General features: G+C 45.6%; 17 protein-coding genes and 1 pseudogene. 16 read left to right on the top strand and 2 right to left on the bottom strand.

Annotated features, from left to right (window positions below):
• The first annotated feature begins 389 nt into the window (after positions 1 to 389).
• Both CAG57_RS00300 and CAG57_RS00295 read left to right on the top strand, forming a co-directional pair.
• Positions 390 to 1,880 (top strand): SulP family inorganic anion transporter, encoded by a 1,491-nt coding sequence (locus CAG57_RS00300; RefSeq protein WP_161428150.1) that lies wholly within the window; start codon positions 390 to 392, stop codon positions 1,878 to 1,880.
• A 10-nt stretch (positions 1,881 to 1,890) separates the two neighbouring features.
• Positions 1,891 to 2,739, top strand: a complete 849-nt coding sequence (locus tag CAG57_RS00295) for a universal stress protein (protein ID WP_161428149.1) — start codon at positions 1,891 to 1,893, stop codon at positions 2,737 to 2,739.
• Positions 2,740 to 2,832: 93 nt separating this feature from the next.
• Here CAG57_RS00295 and CAG57_RS00290 read toward each other — a convergent pair whose 3' ends face one another.
• Positions 2,833 to 4,470: a BCCT family transporter gene (locus tag CAG57_RS00290; RefSeq protein WP_337247001.1), complete on the bottom strand. Its 1,638-nt coding sequence runs from the start codon at positions 4,468 to 4,470 to the stop codon at positions 2,833 to 2,835.
• Between the two features lie 259 nt (positions 4,471 to 4,729).
• Here CAG57_RS00290 and CAG57_RS16250 point away from each other — a divergent pair.
• From CAG57_RS16250 to CAG57_RS00250, 8 genes and pseudogenes are all read left to right on the top strand, one after another.
• A pseudogene (locus CAG57_RS16250) lies at positions 4,730 to 4,801 on the top strand (GlyGly-CTERM sorting domain-containing protein); the annotation flags it as partial.
• Positions 4,802 to 5,019: 218 nt separating this feature from the next.
• Complete coding sequence (locus CAG57_RS00280) at positions 5,020 to 5,754, top strand: amino acid ABC transporter ATP-binding protein (protein ID WP_161428147.1); 735 nt, start codon at positions 5,020 to 5,022, stop codon at positions 5,752 to 5,754.
• A complete protein-coding gene (locus tag CAG57_RS00275) occupies positions 5,755 to 6,552 on the top strand; it encodes an amino acid ABC transporter permease (protein WP_161433678.1) in 798 nt (265 codons plus the stop codon).
• A 9-nt stretch (positions 6,553 to 6,561) separates the two neighbouring features.
• Entirely contained in the window at positions 6,562 to 7,380 is an 819-nt protein-coding gene (locus tag CAG57_RS00270; protein WP_099612257.1) for a transporter substrate-binding domain-containing protein, read from the top strand.
• Between the two features lie 55 nt (positions 7,381 to 7,435).
• The gene (locus tag CAG57_RS00265) at positions 7,436 to 8,359 is read left to right on the top strand and encodes an amino acid ABC transporter permease (RefSeq protein WP_161428145.1); all 924 of its coding nucleotides are present in this window, start codon (positions 7,436 to 7,438) and stop codon (positions 8,357 to 8,359) included.
• On the top strand, positions 8,356 to 9,249 hold the full coding sequence (locus CAG57_RS00260) for an alpha/beta hydrolase (protein WP_161428144.1): 894 nt from the start codon (positions 8,356 to 8,358) through the stop codon (positions 9,247 to 9,249). The genes CAG57_RS00265 and CAG57_RS00260 overlap by 4 nt, the downstream gene beginning before the upstream one ends.
• A gap of 225 nt (positions 9,250 to 9,474) precedes the next feature.
• Entirely contained in the window at positions 9,475 to 13,695 is a 4,221-nt protein-coding gene (locus CAG57_RS00255; protein WP_161428143.1) for an ankyrin repeat domain-containing protein, read from the top strand.
• A 1-nt stretch (position 13,696) separates the two neighbouring features.
• Entirely contained in the window at positions 13,697 to 14,521 is an 825-nt protein-coding gene (locus tag CAG57_RS00250) for a hypothetical protein (protein WP_161428142.1), read from the top strand.
• Positions 14,522 to 14,647: 126 nt separating this feature from the next.
• On the opposite strand, the gene CAG57_RS00245 is transcribed toward CAG57_RS00250, so the two are convergent.
• Positions 14,648 to 15,322: a fructose-6-phosphate aldolase gene (locus CAG57_RS00245; RefSeq protein WP_161428141.1), complete on the bottom strand. Its 675-nt coding sequence runs from the start codon at positions 15,320 to 15,322 to the stop codon at positions 14,648 to 14,650.
• A gap of 224 nt (positions 15,323 to 15,546) precedes the next feature.
• Here CAG57_RS00245 and CAG57_RS00240 point away from each other — a divergent pair, with 224 nt between their 5' ends.
• From CAG57_RS00240 to CAG57_RS00210, 6 genes are all read left to right on the top strand, one after another.
• On the top strand, positions 15,547 to 16,476 hold the full coding sequence (locus CAG57_RS00240) for a glycyl-radical enzyme activating protein (protein ID WP_161428140.1): 930 nt from the start codon (positions 15,547 to 15,549) through the stop codon (positions 16,474 to 16,476).
• Positions 16,477 to 16,478: 2 nt separating this feature from the next.
• On the top strand, positions 16,479 to 18,902 hold the full coding sequence (locus CAG57_RS00235) for a formate C-acetyltransferase/glycerol dehydratase family glycyl radical enzyme (protein WP_161428139.1): 2,424 nt from the start codon (positions 16,479 to 16,481) through the stop codon (positions 18,900 to 18,902).
• A gap of 75 nt (positions 18,903 to 18,977) precedes the next feature.
• Entirely contained in the window at positions 18,978 to 19,718 is a 741-nt protein-coding gene (locus tag CAG57_RS00230; RefSeq protein ID WP_161428138.1) for a DeoR/GlpR family DNA-binding transcription regulator, read from the top strand.
• A gap of 225 nt (positions 19,719 to 19,943) precedes the next feature.
• Positions 19,944 to 23,696 carry a DUF4132 domain-containing protein gene (locus tag CAG57_RS16230; RefSeq protein WP_161428137.1) on the top strand — a complete coding sequence of 1,251 codons (3,753 nt, stop codon included), beginning with the start codon at positions 19,944 to 19,946 and terminating at the stop codon, positions 23,694 to 23,696.
• 364 nt (positions 23,697 to 24,060) lie between these two features.
• On the top strand, positions 24,061 to 24,327 hold the full coding sequence (locus tag CAG57_RS00215; RefSeq protein ID WP_000212004.1) for a type II toxin-antitoxin system TacA family antitoxin: 267 nt from the start codon (positions 24,061 to 24,063) through the stop codon (positions 24,325 to 24,327).
• Positions 24,318 to 24,824: a GNAT family N-acetyltransferase gene (locus CAG57_RS00210; RefSeq protein WP_161428136.1), complete on the top strand. Its 507-nt coding sequence runs from the start codon at positions 24,318 to 24,320 to the stop codon at positions 24,822 to 24,824. The genes CAG57_RS00215 and CAG57_RS00210 overlap by 10 nt, the downstream gene beginning before the upstream one ends.
• The last annotated feature ends 508 nt before the right edge of the window (positions 24,825 to 25,332 follow it).

The raw sequence follows: 25,332 nt of genomic DNA, 5'->3' as shown, positions 1-25,332 counted from the left end.
ACTTGGCGTTGCAGGTAAGCGGCAAGTGGGTGACAAATTTGTCTGAAACAAATTTGAACAGCCGTAGGCTGGCCTTTGATGAGAGCCACAGATGGCTCTCATCATCCCCATGAGCATAGACAGACGATATGATTGGGGGGAAAGAACGTAGCCAACACTCCTGCAGATTGAAGTAAGAAGGGTATAGCTGAGTGAATGATTAACTCCAGCTCGACATCAATTCATTCACCTGACTTGGAGAAATGCTTGATTGACCTTTAGGGTCTGAATGGCTAAGATCTCGCCCCCAATATCAGTCAGGAGATACCGTGCATGCCACTTACGCCGCCCTAGCGCGACCTTCACCTCTCACTTCACACCTTTTTATTTCATTTTTATAGAGAACAAACATGTTACAAAATATTAAGCGCGATTGGTTTTCCAATGTGCGAGGGGATGTTTTAGCTGGTCTTGTGGTTGCGTTAGCACTGATTCCTGAAGCGATCGCTTTTTCTATTATTGCCGGCGTTGATCCGAAAGTGGGTCTATACGCTTCTTTTAGTATTGCGGTGATTATCGCCTTTGTCGGTGGCCGCCCGGGGATGATCTCCGCAGCAACCGGGGCCATGGCGTTATTAATGGTCACTTTGGTTAAAGAGCATGGCTTACAGTATCTATTAGCCGCCACAGTATTGACCGGTATTTTTCAAATTGCGGCAGGTTACTTAAAATTAGGTAACTTGATGCGTTTTGTATCGCGTTCAGTGGTGACTGGCTTTGTCAATGCACTGGCGATTTTAATTTTTATGGCTCAGTTACCTGAGTTAACTCATGTCACCTGGCATGTCTATGCGATGACGCTGGGGGGGTTAGCTATTATCTATCTTTTCCCTTATCTCCCGGTTATTGGTAAGATGTTGCCTTCACCACTCGTTTGCATCATCACACTGACTCTGATCGCCATCAGCTTTGGTATCGACATTCGCACTGTCGGCGATATGGGCGACTTACCGGATACACTCCCTATCTTTTTATGGCCTGACGTGCCGTTCAACCTTGAAACCTTATTCATTATTCTGCCTTATTCGGCGGGACTTGCCGTGGTTGGTTTACTCGAATCCATGATGACCGCGACCATTGTCGATGACCTCACGGATACCCATAGTGATAAAAACCGCGAATGTAAAGGCCAAGGCCTAGCTAACATAGCTACCGGCTTTATCGGTGGCATGGCGGGCTGTGCAATGATTGGTCAATCAATCATTAACGTGAAATCAGGTGGACGAGGACGCTTATCCACTTTCTGCGCTGGGCTCTTTTTGTTGATCATGGTGGTGTTTTTAAGTGACTGGTTAAAACTCATCCCAATGGCTGCGTTAGTTGCGGTGATGATCATGGTTTCCATAGGTACGTTTGCTTGGGGCTCGATTCGAGATCTTAAATCCCATCCGATTTCAACCAATATCGTCATGATTACCACTGTGGTTGTGGTGGTGTTTACCCATAACCTCGCGATTGGAGTGGGGATCGGTGTATTGCTTGCCTCACTATTCTTTGCCAATAAAATTGGCCGCTTTATGGTGGTGAAAAGTAATCTGACTCAAAATGATACCGAACGTACTTATCATGTTGTTGGGCAAGTCTTTTTTGCCTCGTCCGATCAATTTATTAAATCGTTCGACTTCAAAGAAGTCCTTGAGCGTGTCACTATCGACCTTTCTGCGGCACATTTTTGGGATATCACCGCTGTATCCTCATTAGATAAAGTGGTGATAAAATTTCGCCGTGAGGGAACTGAAGTGAATCTGGTGGGGATGAATGAAGCAACCGCCACCATTGTGGATAAATTTGGGATACACAATAAGCCTGAAGAAGTAGAAAAACTTATGGGCGGACATTAAGGAGCAAGTCATGACAAATATTATTGCCTGTATCGATGGTTCTAGCTACTCACAATCAGTAGCGGACTTAAGCATTTGGACTGCGCAAACTCTGTCTGCACCATTAACACTTTTGCATGTGCTTGATAAATCAGAGCGAGAAACCGAGCCAGAGCTTTCAGGAAATATCGGGCTGGGCAGCCGTGAACATCTACTACAAGAATTGATTGAGTTAGATGAAAAACGAGCCAAAGTCGCATTAAGGCACGGAAAGGCACTGCTCAATGAGTTGGAAGCAAAAGCATTAGAGTCTGGTTTTGCTGATCTAACTAAGTTGCAAAAACATGGTGACTTACTAGAAACACTGCTTGATATGGAACAAAACATTCGTGTTCTTGTGGTCGGTAAATCAGGTGAAATGAACCAAAGTAACACCAAAGCGGTGGGCTCTCAGTTAGAGAGTGTCGTTCGTACCATTAAAAGCCATATTCTTGTGGCAACGGGCGACTTTACGCCACCAGAAAGTTATCTATTAGCTTTTGATGGCAGTGAAATTAGCCACAAATTAGTTGAAAAAGCCATCAATACTCCACTTTTGAAAGGGATGACGTGCCACCTCGTTATGGTGGAAGATGCTAATGATAAAGCGGAAGCTTTTACTAAAGCAGCGCAAAAACTCAGAGAAAATGGCATTGAGGTGGTTGAAGCCAGCTTAACGGGTGAAGTTCATCGTGCCATTTTAAATTATCAAGAGAGCAATGCACTAGGCCTAATCGTTATGGGCGCTTACGGACATTCCAAGCTCCGTCAGTTTTTTGTCGGTAGCAACACCACAAAAATCATTGTTGAGTCTAGCGTTCCGTTATTGTTGATTCGCTAACGAACCTGACTTTTACCCATTATCATCAGCCAATAAAAAGCCCTAACCACCGTTAGGGCTTTTTTAATGGCATTTTATACCTTTGCTACTTGGTTACTTAGCTTTTCTTGGCTCGCTCATCAGCCCTTTAATTAAGGAGACGGCAGCCACTAACAGTACGATAGTAAACGGAAGGCCAGTAGTCACCGCCATCGCTTGTGCTGCGGCAAGACCGCCACCTAACATCAGAGAAATCGCCACTAACCCCTCAAACGTACACCAGAAAATACGTTGCGGTGTCGGTGCGTCCACTTTACCACCTGCAGCAATCGTATCGATAACTAAAGAACCAGAATCAGAGGAGGTTACAAAAAATACCACCACTAAGATAATCCCCACAACAGAAGTTATGCTAGCCAACGGCATCGCATCTAACATAGCAAACAATTTCACCGGTAAATCGGCCCCAATAACGGCTTGATAACCATCATTGACGTATTGGCTAATCGCGGTGCCACCAAACGCGGTCATCCAGAAAACACAAACGGTCGACGGAATTAAGAGTACACAGACAATAAACTCACGCACGGTTCGTCCACGAGAAACTCGGGCAATAAACATCCCAACAAAAGGAGACCAAGAGATCCACCATGCCCAATAAAAGGCAGTCCAACCTTGTGAGTAATTGACATCTTCTCGCGCAAACGGCATTGAAAGCTCAGGTAATGTCGTGATATAGGCAAAGATATTGTCAAAGAACCCAGTCAAAATGGCGAGAGTTGGTCCTGCGATCACAATGAATAACAACAATAAAGCAGCAAGCCCCATATTGATTTCAGATAAGCGTTTCACGCCACTATCTAAACCCGCCACCACTGAAATTAACGCAAAACCGGTGATTACCACAATCAACACCACTTGGGTGGTATCCGTTAATGGTACTCCAAAGAGGAAGTTCAAACCGGTAGCGGCTTGAGAAGCCCCATAACCCAGTGAAGTCGCAAGGCCAAAGACCGTAGCCACAACCGCTAGAATATCAATGATGTGTCCTGTCCAACCCCAAACTCGTTCACCAAACAGAGGATAAAATACTGAACGCATGGTCAGCGGTAAGCCTTTATTAAAAGAAAAAATCGCTAACCCCAAAGCCAGTAATGCGTAAATCGCCCAAGGGTGAAGTGCCCAGTGATAAATGGTGGCGGCCATACCAAGACGACGAGCCGCTTCACTATCACCAACCGCGCCACCTAGTGGTGCCCAGTCCGTTCGCACGCCATTTTCAAATACAGGGCCAGATAGTGCACTACTAAAATGAGACATTGGCTCAGACACGCCAAAGAATACCAAACCAATTCCCATTCCGGCGGCAAACAACATAGCAAGCCAGCCTACATAGGAGTAGTCAGGTACTGCATCGGTACCACCAATACGGACTCGACCCAGCGGTGACACCACCAAACCTAAACAGATTAAGACAAAAATATTACCTGAGAGTAAGAAAAACCAATCCAGATGCGAGGTTAACCAACCTCTCATATGAACAAATAACGGCTCCACTTGCTCACGAAAAATCAGAGTAGCAAACACAAAGATAACAATTGCTAACCCTGATACAGCAAACACTCGGTTATGGATATCTAATCCGAAGGGACCCACAGAGACCACAACGTTATCTTGCCCAACAGTATAATCTGTATCAATTGGGTTTACCTTGCCACTAGGGCGAGGAATTCCACCATTATCACTACTCACACATCTCTCCTTCATGCAAAGTTGTCATCAACATACAAATTATTACCTTCAATCGATGATGTTAGCCACTGTGTCTGTCTTTCTTGTTCCTATAGGATTGTGCTCCAAAAGCCACGACAAGCCCGACGTTAACAAAAGGCGCTTATTAATAGCATTAGAAGCGAACCGACACAATGCTGATAAATCAAGCTACGAATAAAAAATGCATTCCTCCTCAAATCCAGCATAGTACCGTTCCCAAACTAAATATAGTCGCAGTGGTGGTAGCATTGGATTCGGTACGGGCGTTCTCTTATTCGCCTTAGCGTGGCGACGTCGTATTAACAGTTAATGTGCCCTTTCCCTTCAAGTAATACGTTGATGGCTTGAAGGGAAACATTGACCTCTAGATTGATCACTTAAGAGGTTCATTGGTTGTCTATCCCACCAGTGAAATCATGAGCAAACCATAAGCGTAACGGTGGGATACTGATTGCTCTTGATTAACAGGTGCAATATCGTTAATAACTTGTTATGGTAACGAGAAATTTACTCTAGCAGTTATCCCTTTTGAAAGAGAAAAATATTGTTGTTGAATTCAACGGCGTAAACAAGTGGTATGGCGAATATCACGCCCTAAAGAATATTAATTTGTCAGTGCATTCTGGCGAAATCTTGGTCATTTGCGGGCCATCCGGATCAGGAAAATCCACGCTAATCCGTTGTATTAACCATCTAGAATCCATCCAGGCTGGACAACTCACTGTGTTCGGACAACCGGCTCATGCTGACGCACTCAAACCCGGTAAAGTCGGTATGGTGTTCCAACATTTTCATCTTTTCCCCCACCTTACTGTTTTAGAAAATCTTACTCTCGCGCCAATCCGTACCCTAAAACTCAGTGTGTCAGCAGCCAAACAAAGAGCCCTGCATTACCTAAAACGAGTGAATATTGAAGAACAAGCCAATAAATACCCCATTCAATTATCAGGAGGTCAGCAGCAACGTGTTGCCATCGCTCGTTCACTTTGTATGGAACCTGATCTGCTATTATTTGATGAGCCCACCTCGGCGCTCGATCCTGAGATGATTAACGAAGTACTCGATGTCATGGTCAAGCTAGCACAAAGCGGTATGACGATGATTTGTGTCACTCACGAAATGGGCTTTGCAAAAAAAGTGGCCAACCGCGTCGTTTTTATGGATGAAGGTGAAATTATCGAAATGAATGCCCCAATGACTTTATTTGAACAGCCCAAACATCCGCGCACTCAAGCGTTCTTAAACCAAATTCTGAGTCACTAGATGCTCTATCGAGTCTTTAAACCCGTTCTTCAAGCAGTGGCTCAAATAATAATACTACTGATGCTCATGGCTTGGATTCTTGATTCAGGAGCTCAAGTGATAGGGTATCAATGGCAGTGGGAACGAGTACCTGATTACCTCGCCTTCTATGAAGATGGTCAATGGTGGCCCGCTCAATTGATTGATGGCCTTATTATTACGGTCAAAATTTCCGCGCTAAGTCTATTATTCACTCTGGTGATTGGTTTCGTGGCCGCGCTATTAAGGCTCAGTCAATCTGTAGTCGGTAATACCATTGGTAGTGTGTACGTAGAATTAATTCGGAACACACCACTATTGGTACAAATTTATTTACTCTACTTTATTTTTGGACCAGTCATTGGCTTAGACCGATTTAGTACCGCCATCTTGGCACTTTCACTTTTTCAAGGCGCTTACACCACGGAGATCTTTCGTGGCGGATTAAATAGCATTCCCACCAGTCAATTTGAAGCGGCCAAAACCTTAGGGTTATCACCTTTCTTTACCTATAAAGACGTTATTTTACCGCAAGTATTACAACGCACATTACCACCATTGACCAACGAACTGGTATCACTGATCAAAAATTCTTCTATAGTCAGTGTGATGGCCATTTTCGATCTAACTACCGAGGCAAGAAACATTGTCTCTGAAACGGCCATGCCGTTTGAAATCTGGTTTACTGTGGCGGCAATCTACCTTGCCTTCACATTATCACTGTCTGGCTTATCCGCTTGGCTAGAACACAAACTAGGAGCCAGTTGGCGCAAATTATAAGGAGATAACATGAGGTTATTCAGAGCAACCATCACCGCATTACTAGGGATCACCATTGCACTCCCCTCACTGGCGAACCCAAGTACAACAACGCCGAATCTGGATCAAATCAAAGAACGGGGAACGTTACGTGTCGGTATGTCAACATTCGTGCCTTGGGCTATGCGTAACAAACAGGGGGAATTAATCGGTTTTGAAATCGACGTCGCCAAACGTCTGGCGGCAGATTCGGGATTAAACGTCGAATTTGTCCCGACCGCTTGGGATGGCATTATCCCCGCGCTACTGGCTAAAAAGTTTGATGTTATTATCGGCGGTATGTCTATTACCCCAGAACGTTCAAAGAGCGTATTGTTCAGCGCGCCTTATTCTCACTCTGGCGTACAAATCGCCGCCAATAAAACCTTGGCTTCTGGCTTTAGTGAATTTTCAGACTTTAATTCCCGTCGGATAAAAATCGCGGCTCGCCGGGGTGCTTTTACCGTCCAAGTGGCGCGTGAAACCTTCCCTAAAGCAAAAATCTTGCAATTTGATGATGACGCACAAGCATTTCAAGAAGTACTGAACGGTAACGCTCATGCCGTTATTGCGTCCAGCCCTAAGCCTGAACACGAAACGATCAAACATGCGGACAAGCTCTTCCTTCCCTTTACTCAGCGTTTATCACAAGGTAATGAAGCCTTCGCTGTACGTTTGGGAGAAGAAGATAAGCGAGCATTCTTCAACCAGTGGATTGATGCACGAACCCAAGACGGTTGGTTAGATGAACGCTACCAATATTGGTTTTCAACTCTAGACTGGCAAGACCAAATAGCGCAAGGTCAGTAGGCTCAACACCAACTCGTTGAACGGGTTGGTGTACTTCTTATCATGGAGACAAACCTTGAGCGAACATACCACTTTTCGTCTTTTATCCAATAGAACCCAAACGGGCTCTTTCTTTCCACGTTTTCAGCGACTCGATTGGGTGTTGCTGCTGATCTGCAGTGGTATTGGTATATGGCTCTATCATCGTGCAAGCGCCGGAGTCAATTATCTTTGGCACTGGCAAGAAACCATTGAACTATTATTTACACCAAGAGCCGATGGCAGCTTACCGTACTTTTTTCAAGGCTTAATTTCGACATTGCGTTTAAGTGTATGGGGCATCGTTTTTGCCTTAATATTAGGTACGCTTTTGGGCTTGGCTCGCTTTTCATCATCGGGATGGCTACGTACCCCCGCCAATGCGTTTATTCAATTAGTGCGCAATATTCCACCATTGGTCTTTGTCTTCATTTTCTATTTTTTTATTTCCAACCAATTGATCCCTCTGTTGGGTTTAGAAAATCTGCTGCGCCACTATCGCGGTCAGCCCAACATGATTCAATATGTCTTGTTTGGCCCAGCCAACCTCTGGGAAAATCTAGCCTCTGGAGTCATTTGTGTCGGCTTACTCTCCTCCGCTTATATTGCCGAGGTCGTGCGTGGTGGTTTGCAAAGTATCGACAATGGTCAATGGGAAGCCGCCGATTCACTCGGCCTGTCTCGTTGGGTAACCTATCGATTTGTCATCGCGCCTCAAGTCATTAAAGCCATCACTCCGGCACTTGCAGGTCAAACTATTTCGCTAGTCAAAGACACATCGATTGTTTCGTTGATTTCGATTCAGGAAATGACCTTCGTGGGTACCGAAATGGCAAACTCATCTGGCTACATTTTCGAAATTTGGCTTATTGTTGGCTTCACCTACTTGCTTATTTGTTTGAGTCTCTCACTCTATTTTCGTTACATAGAGAAACGATCACACTTGGGATCGGATCGATGAGTAATCTGACCGTTTTTTTAGCTATCGTTGTTATTGTTGCCGGGTTCGCCTTTTGGCTGCATCGGGCTTTTCGTGTGCCTAAATCTTGCCAACAAGTGACTCCTGAGTCACTCGGTTTACATTCAACCGCGTGTTCAGTTCCAGCTGAAAACGGCAAATATTTAGCAACATGGTTACTCGAGCCGAAATCCTCTGTCCTGTCTGATACAACCGTAATCATCGTGCATGGCTGGGGAGCGAATAAAAATCTTATGCTACCTCTGGCTAAACCTTTTTATGATCTCGGCGTCAACGTCTGTTTGTTTGATTCTCGCAACCACGGCAATAGTGAATCGGATAGTTTTTCTTCCATGCCGAAATTCGCTAGCGATATTGAATCGGTTCACCGGTATCTTTCACAACACCATCCACACCAGATGCGTTCGGTCTTTCTTCTTGGCCATTCTGTGGGTGCAGGAGCAGTGCTGTTGGCCGCATCAAGAAAACTACCGCTTAATGGCGTGATAAGTATTGCGGCATTTGCCCACCCAGAACTCGCGATGCGGCGTTTTTTGCATAAATTAACCAATGTCCCTGCGCTGATACCTTTGATTCTTGCTTACGTTGAGTGGATCATCGGCTACAAATTCGAACAAATTGCTCCGATGAATACCGTTCAAAAAGTAACGTCTGCGTTAATGATTGTACACGGCAATGCGGATAAGACCGTACCGATTGAAGACGGCTATCTTATTTATCAGCAAGCAAAAAAAGGAATCTCGCAACAAATACGCTTTCTGGAAATTGATGGAGCCGATCATGATGGCGTGGAAAAGATTGAGCCACACAAGCAAGAACTGACCGATTTTGTCCTGCACAATAGGAAAAGATCTGAAGGGCAAAACCTCTGAAGATTTGAAGACTACCATCTAATAATCAGCCAACGGAATAAGCAGCTCCTAACGAGGGAAATCGAGCAAGATAAAACACTAGACAGATCTTAAGGCCTTCATTACAATCACAAAATATGCAAATCATTGTATCGCACCAAGATGCTCATCCAATAAACAAAATACATCGCAATCCAATCACGCCCGCAAGACACTCATGTCACGACAACCTCAAGAGATCAATTAATGGGACATTTTACTGAAGATAACCACAGCTTAGGTGGCACGCTCAAGGATCATATTCTCAATCGGGATCTGGTTGCTATCAGCCAAGTGGTCAACCCTAACAATGTCAATAACAAGCTTGTTCAGGACGGAATTCACCATAGCCGACCACTCGATTTTGCCCTAGAACAGGCCAATCCCGAACTCGACAGAGTTGTTCAGCACCTACTCAAACTGGGTGCCAGCATTAATCACTTACTCGACAAGCAGCGTAAGCCCAATCATGTATTACAGCGCGCACTGCGCTCGGGCGAGATGGTGCGTATGCTTAGCGAGCAGGGGGTCAATCTCAACATTATTTGGCAAAGAGAGTTTAATCTCTTGTCACTAGCCACCTGCCGTGGTGACTATCGAATGGTCAAGGCCGTGTTGGAACAGCAACTGCCATTGTTAGATGATGAATGTTTCTTCTGGCATTGCTTCAGTCGCAACCCTGCTCTGGAACCACAAACCGTGCAATTGCTGCTCTCTCACGGCATCGCATATCAAGGCAGTGAAGAACGAGAATATTGTGACTCACTCCTATTTCAATTATTCAATGCTCCGATGCCAGAGCAGAAAATACTCGCCATATTCAATATGCTAATCGAGCAGAAATACCACTACGACTTAGAGCGAGGTTACTCGGCTTCTGGTGAGACTTTACTGGCAATGGCGATAAAAAATGGCCAACGCCTAATCTTGACTCGACTCGTAGAGCTAGGAGCAGATATCGACCACTATCAACCAGAGGTCGCGCGTATGCTACTAACCAAAGATCAGTTGCAGTCCCGTTTGATACTTGATGAGAGTCTGGATCTGTTTTCTGCCGATGCGAACGAGGTTGAGCGCTATCTTACCATCCAAGCCGATTTCAGTGGCAAGCCTGTGGTCGGCCCAATTTTGTGTCACTCCAACTTATCATCTAGCCAGCGCTGTCAACTTGCTGAGTTAGCGATAGCCAAAGGCGCTGAGGTTAACCAAGCGTTCGCTTTCACCACCGCTGGTGGCACTGAACTCTTCTGTACTCCGCTCTATGCTTTATGTTCTATGGAGCAGAATAGGTTGGATGAAGTTGCCCTGTTACTACGCCATGGTGCAGAGGATCCCCATGATCATCGAAGTGCCCTATTTCTAACCATCGAACGCGCTCAGCTTGACCAACTCAACGTACTGTTGCAAGGCGGAATTACCCCTAACTTTGCCCTACGCGGCAAACCTGTCAATGAAAACTGCCGTATGAATGATGAATTGTGGATAAGCCATTTCTATCCAAGTCATCTCAGGGTAAAACCCAACTTGGCACAAAAGTCAGCCATGTTCAACATGCTGTTAGAGGCTGGATTAAGCAGCCTACTGCAAACCGATTCCGGCTGGACAGCTCTGGATATTGCCTTACTTCATAAAGACGCTGAGTTTGTACAACAAATGCTAACTCACGGTTTTCAACCACCATTGAGTGCCCACACCTTGAACTGGGCGTTCGAATACTGCTGCGATCTGCCCACACTGGAGGCCTTAATCGCCTTAAGTGAGAGTCCGGTTGAAATTACTCCCGAAATGGTCTCTGGTTATTTCCATTATTTTGCCAACAAACCTGAGGAAACCGCTCAAGATCGCGCAGCGATTTTTGAACTGTTACTCAATCTAGGGTTAGATCTGCAACAACAATATGATGAAGGTTCACTACTCGAATTGGCCATTCGCACCCGCAACGAGCCAATAATACGGCGACTGCTGCAACTCAAACAGCCATTCCCGTTTCCAGCAGATGCCGTCGCTTCAGCGATACACTTTCTGCGAGATCCACAACTTGTGGGCGATATCGTTGCTCTGTATCCCGATTACCAACTGGCCGATGTGCATCAAAGCTTTTCCGGCAATCACAAAGCCCCAGCAACCGCGATTACTCTAGCACTGCACAAAAAATGCTGGTCTTTAGCCCAATATCTACTGCAACGCTTCCCCACGATGCGCGCATGGACCGAGGTGCGTTGGCTTGCTGAAGATGTTCTCTGGGAGCTTAAAGAGGACGGCTTGGAGCTGTTCCGGGTACTCATAGAGCGCGAACAAGATCTCGATCGTCTCTGTTTTGATGGTGACGACAGCTGCCGGTGGAGTTTATTGTATCTGCTCTGTTTCCGCTATGCGAGATGCAAACAAAACAAACAACTCTATCTTAATGCGGTGGAGATTTTGCTCGAAGCTGGTGCAGCTGTCGATCAACCTTATGCCATCCATGTTGAACATACGCCCACCAATCCCGATATCACCCACCTTTTCTCTTGTATCCTCAGTGATGCGGACAATGACTTTGAATACTGCCGTCCCATGTTTGATCTACTTATCGATTATGGTGTCGACCCAACTCGCCCGGTGGGACAGTTCCAAGAATCTGGAATCATGAGCTCAGTACAACGATATCCTTCTTCGATCAATGAAGAAACCAGCCTAAAATTCGTTCGCTATCTGTGGCAAAGAACAGGATTCAATATCCATGAAGTCAATCAGCTTGGGAATAACCTGATCTTTGCTGCCGCCATGCCAGGGCGTGCTGAACTCTTACGTTGGTTTGCTGAGCATGGTGCTGACATCCATCATGTCGGCGGATTCGATCATTCCAATGCGATGCATAAATGTTTGTCCAACTATTCAGACGTCAACCCAATCGATCGTGCTAATACCGTATTAGCCCTATTGGAGCTGGGGGTGGATCTTGAGGTTCTAGATCCTGATCCAGATTCCAGAGCGACGCCGCTGATGACAGCTTGTACCTTTGGTATCCAGTCTTGCATTGACCTATTACTCAAGCGTGGAGCAGATATCAATGCCGTCTCACCTTTGGGTGACACCCCACTGCTAGCGGCTATCACCAGTCAATACTGCTACGATGCTCACTCTTCTATCGAAGCCAACAAAAAGGGATTAGTCACTCAACTGGTGAAGCGAGGAGCCAAAATCAATAGTCTGACCCCTGGACGCCACCATCCCTTGTTAGAGGCCGCCTTCGCCAATCGGCCTGGAATATTTGAATGCTTGCTCGAACTTGGAGCCGATCCTTGGATGATCGATCCCAATCTCAAGTCAGAATCCTCATCGAATATCGGATTTGCCAAACCCCAGACCCCCGATGCTAATGGGATGAATCCGTTGGGCTTCCTGTTGATGCATGGTGAACAAGCCAGTCATTATGTACAGCTCATCGCTGGTTACTATGGTGATGCGGTGATCGCCTCTGGAATAGCCGACCTTGAAGCCATGCGACCACCGGTGTGCCCAGCAGATGCGGCAACAAAGCTGGCCGAATTCAACAAACCGAAGTCCCAAGCGCCACAAACGCAAAGCGCGATGCCCCAAGCCAGTGTCGGCTTTAAAGATCACGAAACGCGACTTCAATTCCGCCGTATTGTCCGTCAATCGGTGACCTTACTAGGAGTCAGCTTTCGCTTGGATCTGGAATTTTCCGAAACCCGAGCCCTCGGTGCGGCTATCGAGGCTCAGTGTCCTGATGCCAATATGGATAATGCCGTCAACTGGCAACGCTTTATCAGCGCCGTATTCAATCAAACGTCGCCAGAGCTAGCACAAGCATTACAAACCAATGACGAGGAGACGCAGTGTATCTTCGAGGTCGATCCCAATAAAATCGCAAGCTTGCCCCAAATCCAGGCTTTGGAGCAGTTATTCCGTGAGCTGTTTGCGACCCCAAGAGCGGTGCTCAATGCTCTTGAACAAGTGCAACATGAGATTGAGTGGCAAACCGTTAGCGCGACTTCTTCAACTCTCAACCAGGCCACAGAAACACCAATAACCACTCCAGATGACGTCGTCCCCTTGGATCTGCGCGAGATATACCAGATCATGGCCAACTTCGGTTTTGTTAACGTCATTTTCAAATTAGATTCAACCAGTATGCAACAGCTGGCCAACCGCATACAGAGTGTGTTACCTCTCAAAATGGATGCTGAAGATTGGAAAAAAATTATCCAAGCCCTCTGTTACAGCCAATTGGGTGATTTGACTAAATACATCTCCTTTGAAGCCATCGGCAACCACTTTCGAGTAGTACTTGAAGATGAACCTGGAGTCAAACATGAACTGGTAAAAAACTTCCGTCAGATGCTACAGCAACTGTTCCATACCGAGCAGAGCTTCGTAGAGCAGGTGATGACAATACGCCAACATTTGCTGGCTGACGCCTGATATGCGAGTGATCACCCGTCTGCTTTATGCCTTAGTAATTTCGCTTTTCTGGCTAGTCGCTGCACGCTACTATGTACCGGCCAAATTAGCAGGGTTCAAAGCCGCTAGGATTTGTCGACGCCATTTTGCTGCCAACCTCAAAGTAACTAACTGCCACACCGCTTGCGTCGGTGGCGAGCTAGTACCCCGCAAGGGGTACTACACCTTGGGGCTTTACCACCAGACTTGGGGTGAACACCTCAATTTATACTGGTTAAAACGTCAAGAGATATCGGCTGACCGTTTCTCACAGGCATTGGCAAAGCTGCACGCTCAAATCCAAGCAGAACGGACAAGGCTTGCTGAGTTATCGACTCAGCTTGGTAGTCCATTATGGTTATTACGTAATCATCATGCGAACGAACTTCACCAGCAACAAATCTTACTGCTGATGCCACCAGAAACGCCCCAAGCTCTGACCCCTTGGCTGAAACGTTTGGCTCGCTTACTGCTGGATAACCCAGATTGCTGCGCTTACCTGATCTCAAAAGAGCAGCAAGTCAATTTGGCAAATCGGTTGGAGCCGGCCTTACTGACTGAGCGGTTAGGGGAAAATGTCCGTCTTAAATATGGCATTCCAGGACACAAAATAACGACAGGAGGCTTCTGTCCCTATCGCTTGATTGAGGCGCAGAGTTGCCTGAAACTCTATCGACCTCAGAATTTTGGCAAACTACAACCAGAAATTTCGGGCATAATCCCTCAAACGCTCTCTTTGGATCACGCGCTTTTGCGTCAGGCATTTCCCTCGCTGTTTATCTGGCCACTTTCCCCGCCATCAGAATGATTCAGGTTTCTATCTCATGGCTGGCCAGCCTCACTCGGCAAACAAAAAGGTCCTGCAAAATAGTCGAGTGTCCATCGAACCGGATCAAGCTCAGACATTCAATAGACACGCAAGTCAATAGACCGACTAACTTTCAAATGAAAGTTTCTCGCCGAACGTATCTTTCCAGTCTTTATCGAACTGCTCAACCGCTGGTTTTACTGCTGGGTGAGCGAACATTTGCGCTGCCACATCGGTCGGTAGCGTAATCGCTTCAATACCCAGTTTCATCACTGCCATCGCTTGCTGAGTATTCTTAAAGCTAGCAGCCAAAATCTTCGCCGGTAGTTGGTTTTGATCCAACAGCAATTGAAGGTCTGCAACCACTTCAACACCATTACCGTTCATCGCATCAATACGGTTGACATAAGGGGCTAAGTAGTCAGCACCACACAGTGCCGCAAGGAAACCTTGTTGAGCCGAGTAAATCGCCGTCGCAAGAACCTGAATTCCTTCTTTTTTCATCAACTTAATTGCAGCTAATCCCGTTTCTGTTGCAGGCACTTTTACCACCATATCATAAGGCAATTCATGGAGTTGGCGCGCTTCTGCAACCATACCTTCAACCGTAGAACTGACCACCTGAGCATGAAAGCGAGCATGACTGCCAAGGGCTTCTTGCATGCCGGCGAGGGTGTCATTGAGCCCCTGTTTTGACTTTGCCAAAATGCTTGGGTTAGTTGTCACACCTTTTAGCGGTAAGCACTGGTTAAAACGTTTCACTTCTGCCACATCAGCCGTATCTAAATAAAGTTCAATCATGGTTCCCACCTTAAAACAATCTCTTCGTTTTGATGATGGGATCACTATAGATCCGACAATCGAACAAGATGTTGATTTGGATCAATTGAAATTTCATTTGAAACAATCTAATTTCACAATATGAAAGATTGATGCAGTGGATACACACGTAAATAAAGCGATTAACCAACGAAAAGTGGCCCATAAGTGTCAACCGCGAAGCGTAATCCAAGAGGTAAGCAGAAATGTATTTTAATATTCAGAGATTCTCTACCCATGATGGTGACGGCATTCGTTCCATTCTTTTTCTTAAAGGGTGCAGTTTGTCTTGCCCTTGGTGCCAAAATCCAGAAAGCCGCAGCGAAAAACGCTCGTTATTTTTTGATCCACGAAGCTGTATGGCAGATTGCCAACTGTGTGTCTCCGCTTATCAAGCGACAGTAAACGATGACGAGCTGAATGATGGCATTCGACGTCTTAATAACCAGATCACCATCAATCGTCAAGCAATCACAGACGATCAACTGATTGCGCTGCAAAATGTTTGTCCGACTCAAGCACTCAGTGTATGTGGAGAAGAAACACAATCAGACGAACTGTTTAAGCTATTAATGAAAGACAAGCCTTTCTATGACCAAAGCCAAGGCGGTGTGACATTCTCGGGAGGTGAGCCATTAATGCAAGCCGATTTAGTCGCCGAACTCGCACAACGTTTACAGAGCAATCAAGTCGCTACCGCGATTGAATCGTGCATGCATGTACCATGGAAGAATGTGGCAAAAGTGGCCCCACACATCGATTGCTGGCTCGCAGATCTAAAGCATACCGATGAAGAAAAATTTCTTAGCTGGGCCAAAGGTTCACTAAAACGCATCAAAGACAATTTCCGAAAACTGGCTCCCATCGCCAAGCGGATTGTGATTCGCGTGCCCGTTGTGCCGGGTTTTAACGACACCCTCGAAGAGTTACACAACATCATCGATTTTGCCGCTTCACTAACAAGCTGCCAAGAACTTCATTTGCTGCCGTACCACACACTCGGCATCAATAAATACCGTTTGCTCGATATGCCGTACCTGTGTTCTGACAAACCATTAAACAAGCCAGAACTGCTAGAAAGCGCCATGCAATACGCAAGCGATCATACTCAACTCAACGTGATTGTAAGAGGTTAACCATGAATCTGAATACCCTTCCTGAGCGTATCAAAGCGCACAAATCGGCCCTGATCAATATCGTCACACCACCTATCTGTACCGAGCGTGCTGAGGCCTACACTCGTGCTTATCAGGCCAATGAGGATAAACCTGTGATTGTCCAGCGTGCATTAGCACTCCAAGAGCACTTACGGACTCGTACCATTTGGATTAAACATGATGAACTGATTGTCGGTAACCAAGCAAGCAAAGTCCGTGCAGCACCTATCTTCCCTGAATACACCGTACGTTGGATTGAAGCAGAAATCGATGAACTGGCCGATCGCCCAGGCGCGGGTTTTGCTGTCACCGAACAAGACAAACAACGCATCCATACGATGACACCGTACTGGCGCGGTAAAACGGTTCAAGACCGTTGCTATGGGTTATTTACCGATGAGCAGCAAAAGATCTTAGCCAGCAGCATCATCAAAGCCGAAGGGAATATGACATCTGGTGACGCTCACCTAGCCGTTGATAATGAGAAAATCCTTAAACTCGGGATGAATGGGCTATTAGACGAGGTTCGTCAGCATCGCGCCAATAATGATGTCTCGACCTTTGAAGGGTTAAAAAAAGAGCAGTTCTATAAATCTGTCGAAATCGTGTTGCTGGCGATTCAAGAGCACATGGTAAGTTACGCTGATCTTGCGCAAAAAATGGCAATAAGCGAAACACGACCAGAGAGAGCAAAGGAACTAGAGACAATCGCACACATCTGTCGTCATGTTGCCTACCATGCCCCAACCAACTTTTGGCAAGCCCTGCAATTGAGCTATTTTGTGCAGTTGATGTTGCAAATTGAGTCGAACGGCCACTCGGTGTCATTTGGTCGGATAGATCAATACCTCAACGACTACTACGTACGTGATCTTGAACATGGCCTAATGAGCAAAGCTTTCGCCCTTGAACTATTGCAAAGCTGCTGGTTAAAGCTGCTTGAAGTGAACAAAATTCGCTCCGGCGCGCACTCCAAAGCCTCAGCAGGATCGCCGCTTTATCAAAACGTCTGTATCGGCGGTCAGAAGTTAAATGAAAATGGTGAGCCAGAAGATGCTGTCAATCCTCTGTCTTGGGCGATTTTGGAATCTTGTGGTCAGCTTCGTTCGACGCAACCTAACTTGAGTGTGCGTTATCATGAAGGTTTGAACCAAGCGTTCTTGATGGGCTGCATTGACGTGATTAAATGTGGCTTTGGTATGCCTGCCTTTAACAACGATGAAATTGTGATTCCTGAATTCATCAAGCTGGGCGTAGAGAAACAAGACGCTTATAACTACGCATCTATCGGCTGTATCGAAACGGCGGTTCCGGGCAAATGGGGTTACCGTTGTACCGGTATGAGCTTTATTAACTTTGTGCGTATCCTGCTGGCCGCGCTGAACGAAGGTATAGATGCGACAACCGGTCACGCTTTCTTACCACACGATAAGTCTTTGGCAAAAGGCAATTTCGAGAACTTTGAACAAGTGACCGCCTCTTGGGCTGAACAAATCCGTTACTACACGCGTAAATCGATTGAGATCGATACCGTAGTCGATAGTGTGCTTGAACAACAAGCGCAAGACATCTTCTGTTCAACGCTGGTAGACGATTGTTTAGCTCGTGGTAAAACCGTGAAAGAAGGCGGCGCAAAATACGATTGGGTATCTGGTTTACAAGTGGGAATCGCAAACTTGGGAAACAGCCTAGCGGCAATCAAACACCTTGTTTTCGATGAGGCGCAAATCACCCAGCCAGAGCTGGCCAAAGCCTTAGAAGAAAATTTCGAAGGTATTGAGAACGAACAGCTTCGCCAACGTTTAATCAATTTCGCGCCCAAATACGGCAATGATGATGACACGGTAGACCAACTACTCACCCATGCCTACCAAGTTTACATTGATGAGCTAGAACAGTTCGTCAACACACGTCATGGTCGCGGCCCAATTGGTGGCGGCTACTACGCCGGTACATCAAGTATTTCCGCGAACGTGCCATTTGGTGCATCAACCATGGCAACGCCAGACGGTCGCAAAGCGAAAATGCCACTGGCAGAGGGGGCAAGCCCAGCATCTGGCTCAGATCGCTTAGGGCCAACGGCTGTCTACAACTCGGTGGGTAAGATCCCAGCAAACAAGATTCTTGGTGGTGTACTGCTTAACCAGAAGTTAAGCCCATCAGCGGTCGCGTCTGAAGGGGATAAACACAAGCTTTCAATGTTGATCCGTACCTTCTTCAACCATCACAAAGGATGGCATGTACAGTACAATATCGTCTCACGCGATACCTTATTGGCTGCCAAGAAGAATCCAGAACAATATCGTGACTTAGTCGTACGTGTCGCAGGCTACTCGGCCTTCTTCACTGCGCTCTCGCCAGATGCGCAAGACGACATCATCGCCCGTACAGAGCATGAGTTATAATTGAAACTTCACTTGTGTTTCAAATGAAACAAAGAGGCACTATAATGGTGCCTCTTCTCTATTCGAGCAAACGTCATGAATTCTAGACAGAGTGAAATTTTACATTTAGTCAATAAAGCGAATCGCATTCAAGTATCAGAGCTGATTGAAATCATCGGGGTGTCCGGCGTCACCATTCGCCAAGATCTTAATTTCTTAGAACAAAGTGGATACTTGAAGCGTGTTCATGGCGCGGCAATATCACTGCAAAACGATAATATTGATTCCCGTTTAGAAGTTTCCTTTGACATCAAACAAACGTTAGCCGAAAAAGCCTCTGAACTTGTATCCCCGCATGAGACCGTATTAATTGAAGGCGGTAGTGCCAATGCTTTGCTTGCGCGTGTTCTTGCGGACCGAGGCGATGTAACCATTATTACCCCCTCTGCCTATATTGCACACCTTTTGCGCAACACCTCCGCCAATATCATTTTATTAGGGGGGGTCTATCAGCATCAAGCAGAAAGTCTCGTCGGCCCACTCACCAAAATATGTATCGAACATATTCATTTCAGTACGGCTTTTTTAGGTATTGATGGATTCCATCAAGATACCGGTTTTACTAGTTGTGATATGATGCGAGCTGATATCGCTTCAGCCATTTTAGCGAAAAAAAGGCGAAATATTATTTTAACGGATTCCAGTAAATTCGGAAAAATCTTCCCATCAACCATCGGTGCAACACCCAGCATCTCGATTTTGTTGACCGATGGTAAAGCACCGGCTAGTGATATTGAATATCTAAAAAATCAAAACGTCGAGGTCTACACCCTATAGCGCCACATGTTACTCCTAACGATAACTGCCTGTGCGGTAAGCGGTGGGCTTTTCTGCCCAATCCACACAGTCGCGGCCATTGGTGATTCTGTGGGGATCGATTTTGTTCATTGTTCCTTTTGATCAATGTTCTCTTTTATCAATGTTCCTTTTGATCAATTGTTCCCTTTGATCACTAGCCCTGCGCAAGGAATAAAAATAAATTAGCTCAATAAGGATTGTTTTGTGTTTTCTTCTTTTTCTAAAAAACTATTCAGCCACACCACAACTAACGATTTCGAGAAACGACTGACCACAGCCTGCAAAGGTTATGATGAGTTTGAACCGGGTCTCTCGCACAAAGTGGTACGCTATCTAATCACTGGTGAAGAGGCGAATTGTTTAACACGGTTATCTCAACAACCAGAAAAAAACAGCAAGCTATTTCCCGGCTTTTATTCTCCCAATGATCACTATGATTATGATGAGCAAGTGTTAAATGCGATGCATCAAGTCTTACGCTCTGAACAAGGGCAGCAGCTTGATTTTCTCTGTCGCTTAGGCGTTGTTGTCACTCAAATGGGCAAGACACATGATCTCAGTTTTAACCATCAACTGACAGAAAGAGAATTCGATGGTTATTTTGCCCATCTAGTCTCCTTTTTCTGCGACATCAATAACTGGGGACTACCAAGTGACCGCTTACCCAATCGACAGACCTTACAAGCTTTGTTAGCACGGTATCAACAGCCTATTTGGTACGCTGACGCTTTTATCTTGGAACAGACCCCCGGTCTGATAGTGGAAGGTTACGCGGAATACTTACGTCATCATACTAACTGGCTCGATGTCAGTTTGACTCCTGATTTTGCCGAACAACTGCAACAACTGTATGCCGAAGGCCGCTATATATTCTGCCAGCAATTATGTCAGCACACCTCATTGCCAAGCACCCATATTCCATTAATGATGCAGTTGGTGCAAGACAATAGCCAAAAAGTCCGCAAAGCTGCGGCGGCCGCGTTGACACTGTGTAACCCTCTTGATTGTCTATATTATCTAAAACAACACTTCGAAGATGCCGATAGCAAGACACGTGGCTATTGGATCTCTGCTGTACCGGATGTTACCTCTGCTCAACCGTTAATGAAGCAATGGTTAACGAAAGAAACAAACACCATCGTACGTCAACAACTGACCAAAGCACTCACCAGACACCAACACAAGCAAGAAGCTAAAAACTTTGTTTGGCAATTACCGAGTTATCCAATACTCACCATAAGCCATGAATTTCCTGAACGCTGGTTATCTGTATGCATGCAAACCTTGTCAAACGCTATTGCTGAAACAGAAGACAGTATTGCTGAAGCCAAGAGCTACATCAAACAAGATAAAGAAGTAGAATATTGGCAAAACCATTGTCTTGAAAAACAACAAGATTTAAAGGAATTACAATCGATTACTCGCTCACAGATCGCGACAGGCTTGCAAAAGCTACAGCAAAATTTACCACAATCGAACAACGATATTATATTCAAACGACTGGATGATAGATTGGCATGTCGTATTATCAATACATCGGATTTACCACAACAGCCAGATGCACAGTTAGCGCACTATTTTTTACTAGCCACCGGTCAGTTTTCTGGGCTGTATACACTGTTTCATAGTCGACATCCCTGTCAGCTCATCCAGCGTGATATCAGTGATATTCGCCAATTGCTACCGTTACTACAACCCTTCGCTATTACGCCTGCGGATATTGGTAATGAAATTCTCAATATTCGATACGAGCCTATTGGTTTTCTACCTCTCGCATTTGAGCAACTCCCCGTATGGCCATTATTTGCGCAATACCCGCAAATGATGATGCTTGCGTTAGAAGGTCAGTTGGCGAAATCAACCTTTGATAGCACGACACAACAATGGCATTTCTCAGCTCTAGTGCGTGATAATTACAGTGCCAACAATATCATGGCACAAGCCTTAACACTGCTTATCGATTTTCCTCAACTGCCACCAGACTGGCTGGATCGAGTATATGAATTGGCATTGGATCATCGTAAACAACTGCAGCAACAGGCGCAAAAAGTGGCTGAGCAACATCCACTCATCAAGGATAAAATACTCGCTGGGCTGACCTCTTCCAGCAAAGAGATACGTAGTATCACCGCGCAATGGCTGAGCAAACTAAAGCTTGCAGCGGCAACAACGGCCTTGCAACAAGCGATCAATAAAGAAAATGACAATACCACGCGTAATCAATTATTGGATGCACTGCAGCAATGTGGTGGTGATATCAGCGAGTTTGTTTCACCCGCAGCACTAGCGGCGGAAGCTGCCGAAGGGTTAAGTAAAGCGGCACCCAAACAGATGGATTGGTTACTGCCACAACATTTGCCTGAGTGCCGACTTGTCGATGGCACCCCCGTTGAACGAGACATCATTTATTGGTGGTGTGTCATGGCAGTAAAAATAAAACAACCCGAAGGCAACAATCTACTACGCCTGTATCTCTCTCAATTGGATAGTGATAGCCAAGCCAAACTCGCCCACTTCATTTTATCAGCGTTTATCGCCCAAGATACTCGTCGCCCAAGCGATCAAGAAGCACACGAATACGCGGAAGTGAACCAGCATTATGAGTTGTCCAACTATCAACAATGGGCACAGTATGATTGGGGATCCGACTATCAAAAGTGTACGCTAGAAGATGCTTATCACGCGTGCTTTACAGAACACAAAAATCAGTTGATCGGTAGCGCTATTAAAGAAAAAGGCTTATTAGCACTGATTGCTGGCGGTACAGGGTCGACGTTAGTGGCACAGATCCAACCCTATATGAAGCAACACTATCTGCGACATCATCAAATTGAAGCCATGCTAAGTGCGATTGTCCATATTAACCAGCCTGCGGTGATCCAATTTATATTATCCATTGCACGTCGTTATCGAACTAAATCCGTGCAAGAGCTAGCGGTTAAACTCGTAGAACAGATAGCCGCGCGTAACGGCTGGAGTCAGGAAGAACTAGCCGATCGCACGATTCAAACTGCTGGCTTTGAGCATACTCAAACGCCAACCCCATTTAGCTATGGTAAACGCACCTTGTCACTAAAGCTGAGCCATGATCTGAAATTCCAGTTACTCAATGAAGAAGGCAAAGCGCTCAAAGCGCTACCACAGCCTCGTAAAGATGATGATGACGCTGCGATTAATGAAATTAAAAAATGGATCAGCAACTGTAAAAAAGAGCTTAAGCAAATCATCGAACAACAAACGGCGCGCCTTGATGAAGCCATGATCACCGGACGCCTTTGGACAGTCAGTGATTGGCAAAAGTATCTGCATCAACACCCTGTGATGTTTCACCTACTACAACGCACACTGTGGCAAGTTGAACTGACCGATGGTTGGCATAGTTTCCGGCCAGCCGAAGACGGCACATTGATTGGGCTCGATCATCAGCCGTTGCAACTACCCGCTACAGCTAACCTGCGCTTACTCAGCAGCAATCAGTTAGATAAAGCCGAAGCCAAAGCTTGGCAAGCGCATCTGAAAAACGACAATATCAAGCTGTTGCTTGAGCAACTCAAACAGGTTGAAGTAACACCAACACCAGAGCAGATCGCACTAGCTCATCACCATGGCTTGCTGACCGATACTTTTACTCTACGCGGTTTACTCAGCAAAAAAGGTTATAAACGTGGTGAAGTAGAAGATGGTGGCTTTTTTGATCACTACTTCAAGCTGTTTGGTCGTTTGGGATTAAAGGTAGAATTTAGCTTCAGTGGTAACTGTGTACCAGAAGAACGCGAAGTAGCAGCCATTTATGATATTAAGGTTTTCAAACAACGCGTTGGCTCAGGTCACCATTATCAAGAGTTACTGCTCAGCCAAGTGCCAGCTAATTTGCTCAACGCCATCGCACGGGACTATGAAGATATCGCCAATAAATGTCATGCCGATCCCGAGTGGCAAAGCAAGTTACCGTGGTAACGACTTGCTTTAACTATCATTGGATCTACCTCTTCAAGCACATTGGTGAATAACGTTCGTCAATCGCATTTAAGGCGGGTAAGTGGCTTTTTGAACTAGGCATCATAGATGCGTGCCGTCAATTTTGCCAATGGGCGACACTTCAGACACAGGTTCAGCTTGAACCCAAGGAGACACAGAATAATTGCAGATAGTTTTCGCATGAGGAGTCCTCGTTAATATAAATCGAGGCTCCAGTCTATGCAGTTGTCCTATGTGGACTCACGTACTCTCAAAGTTTCACGAACACCACTTTGTGTATCTGTTGACTACACGTAAAAACCATTTAAACTGTGTATTAAATAGATATACAGAGGATGGTGTCATGGCTACCAAAACAGCGCCAATCAACATGCGAGTATTACCATCGGTAAGAGACATTATCGATGCCGCAGCAAGTTTAAAAAAAGTCGATAGAACCGTGTTCATTCAGCAAGCAGCACTCAATGAAGCGCACAGCATACTGGCCGAACAGCGAGATTTTGTTCTTGAAGCAAAGGCTTTTGAAGCGTTTGATAACGAGCTTCGTGCTGAACCACAGACCCTTGAGGGTATGAAAGATCTGTTTAAAAGGAAAGCGCCTTGGGAATAAGTGCACCAACCCTACTCACTGATGAGCACCAGATTAACGCCTTTCAATGTGGCATCGAAGAACTCGATATTTGGTTAAGAAAACAGGCGTTAAAGAGTCAAAAGCGCGGAACCGCGAGAGTGTATGTGGTCAATGACACTGACGCACATCAAGTGGCTGGGTACTATGCCATTGCCATGGGTTCAGTTTCCAGAGAGCAAGCATTCAGTTCATTAAGACGAAATAGCCCAGATCCCATTCCCATGGTGATTCTAGCCAGGCTTGGGGTGGATAACGCCTATCAAGGTCAAGGCATCGCGGCGGGTCTTTTAAAAGATTGTATCATTCGCTCAGTACAAGCAATGAACGCTGTCGGTGGCGCAGGAATCTTAGTCCATGCTATTGATAGCACAGCGCAAACGTTCTACAGGAAATTTGGCTTCAAGGAGTCGACGTTTGACCCTTTAGTACTCATGGCACGGATCTGCGATATCGAAAAATCATTGTTCGCTGAGTGAGATGACGGCTCCCCTCTCACACCAGAAGCCGTCAATATTATCAGGTGCCTAGTAAAATGGGGCTGATCGGTTACGCGAAGCCAATAAAAATAGGAAAGCAGCGACCGTTTTACTTATAAACAACGCAATCTATCTGCTGTTTCGATACCAGATAATTGAGATTGTTATTTTTGCCACAATCACTTAATGCTAAATGTTGGCATTGATCGTTATAAAACTTAAACAGAGCTAATCTTGCATGAGCCTTACCAGATCTCAACAACACAAATCTCCTCTAAATAGATAGAGCGACATCTCATTGAGCCGACACCTCCTGTCAACCTTTCTCTAAAACACGTTTTTTCATCAGAATAACCCACACAACTTTGATCCAGAGCACATCAATTGTTCCGCAATACGGAATAAAAGGATATTTTTATTCCTTTTTTTAACCAGCTAGCAAATATTAACAAAAGACTTACTAAGAAAACATTTTCTCAACTTAACGCACAGTTTCATTTTGGAATAT

It is taken from the genome of Vibrio sp. V30_P3S12P165 (genome assembly GCF_009904905.1).
Lineage (GTDB): Bacteria > Pseudomonadota > Gammaproteobacteria > Enterobacterales > Vibrionaceae > Vibrio > Vibrio fujianensis.
This window is presented reverse-complemented; position numbering and strand designations above follow the sequence as displayed.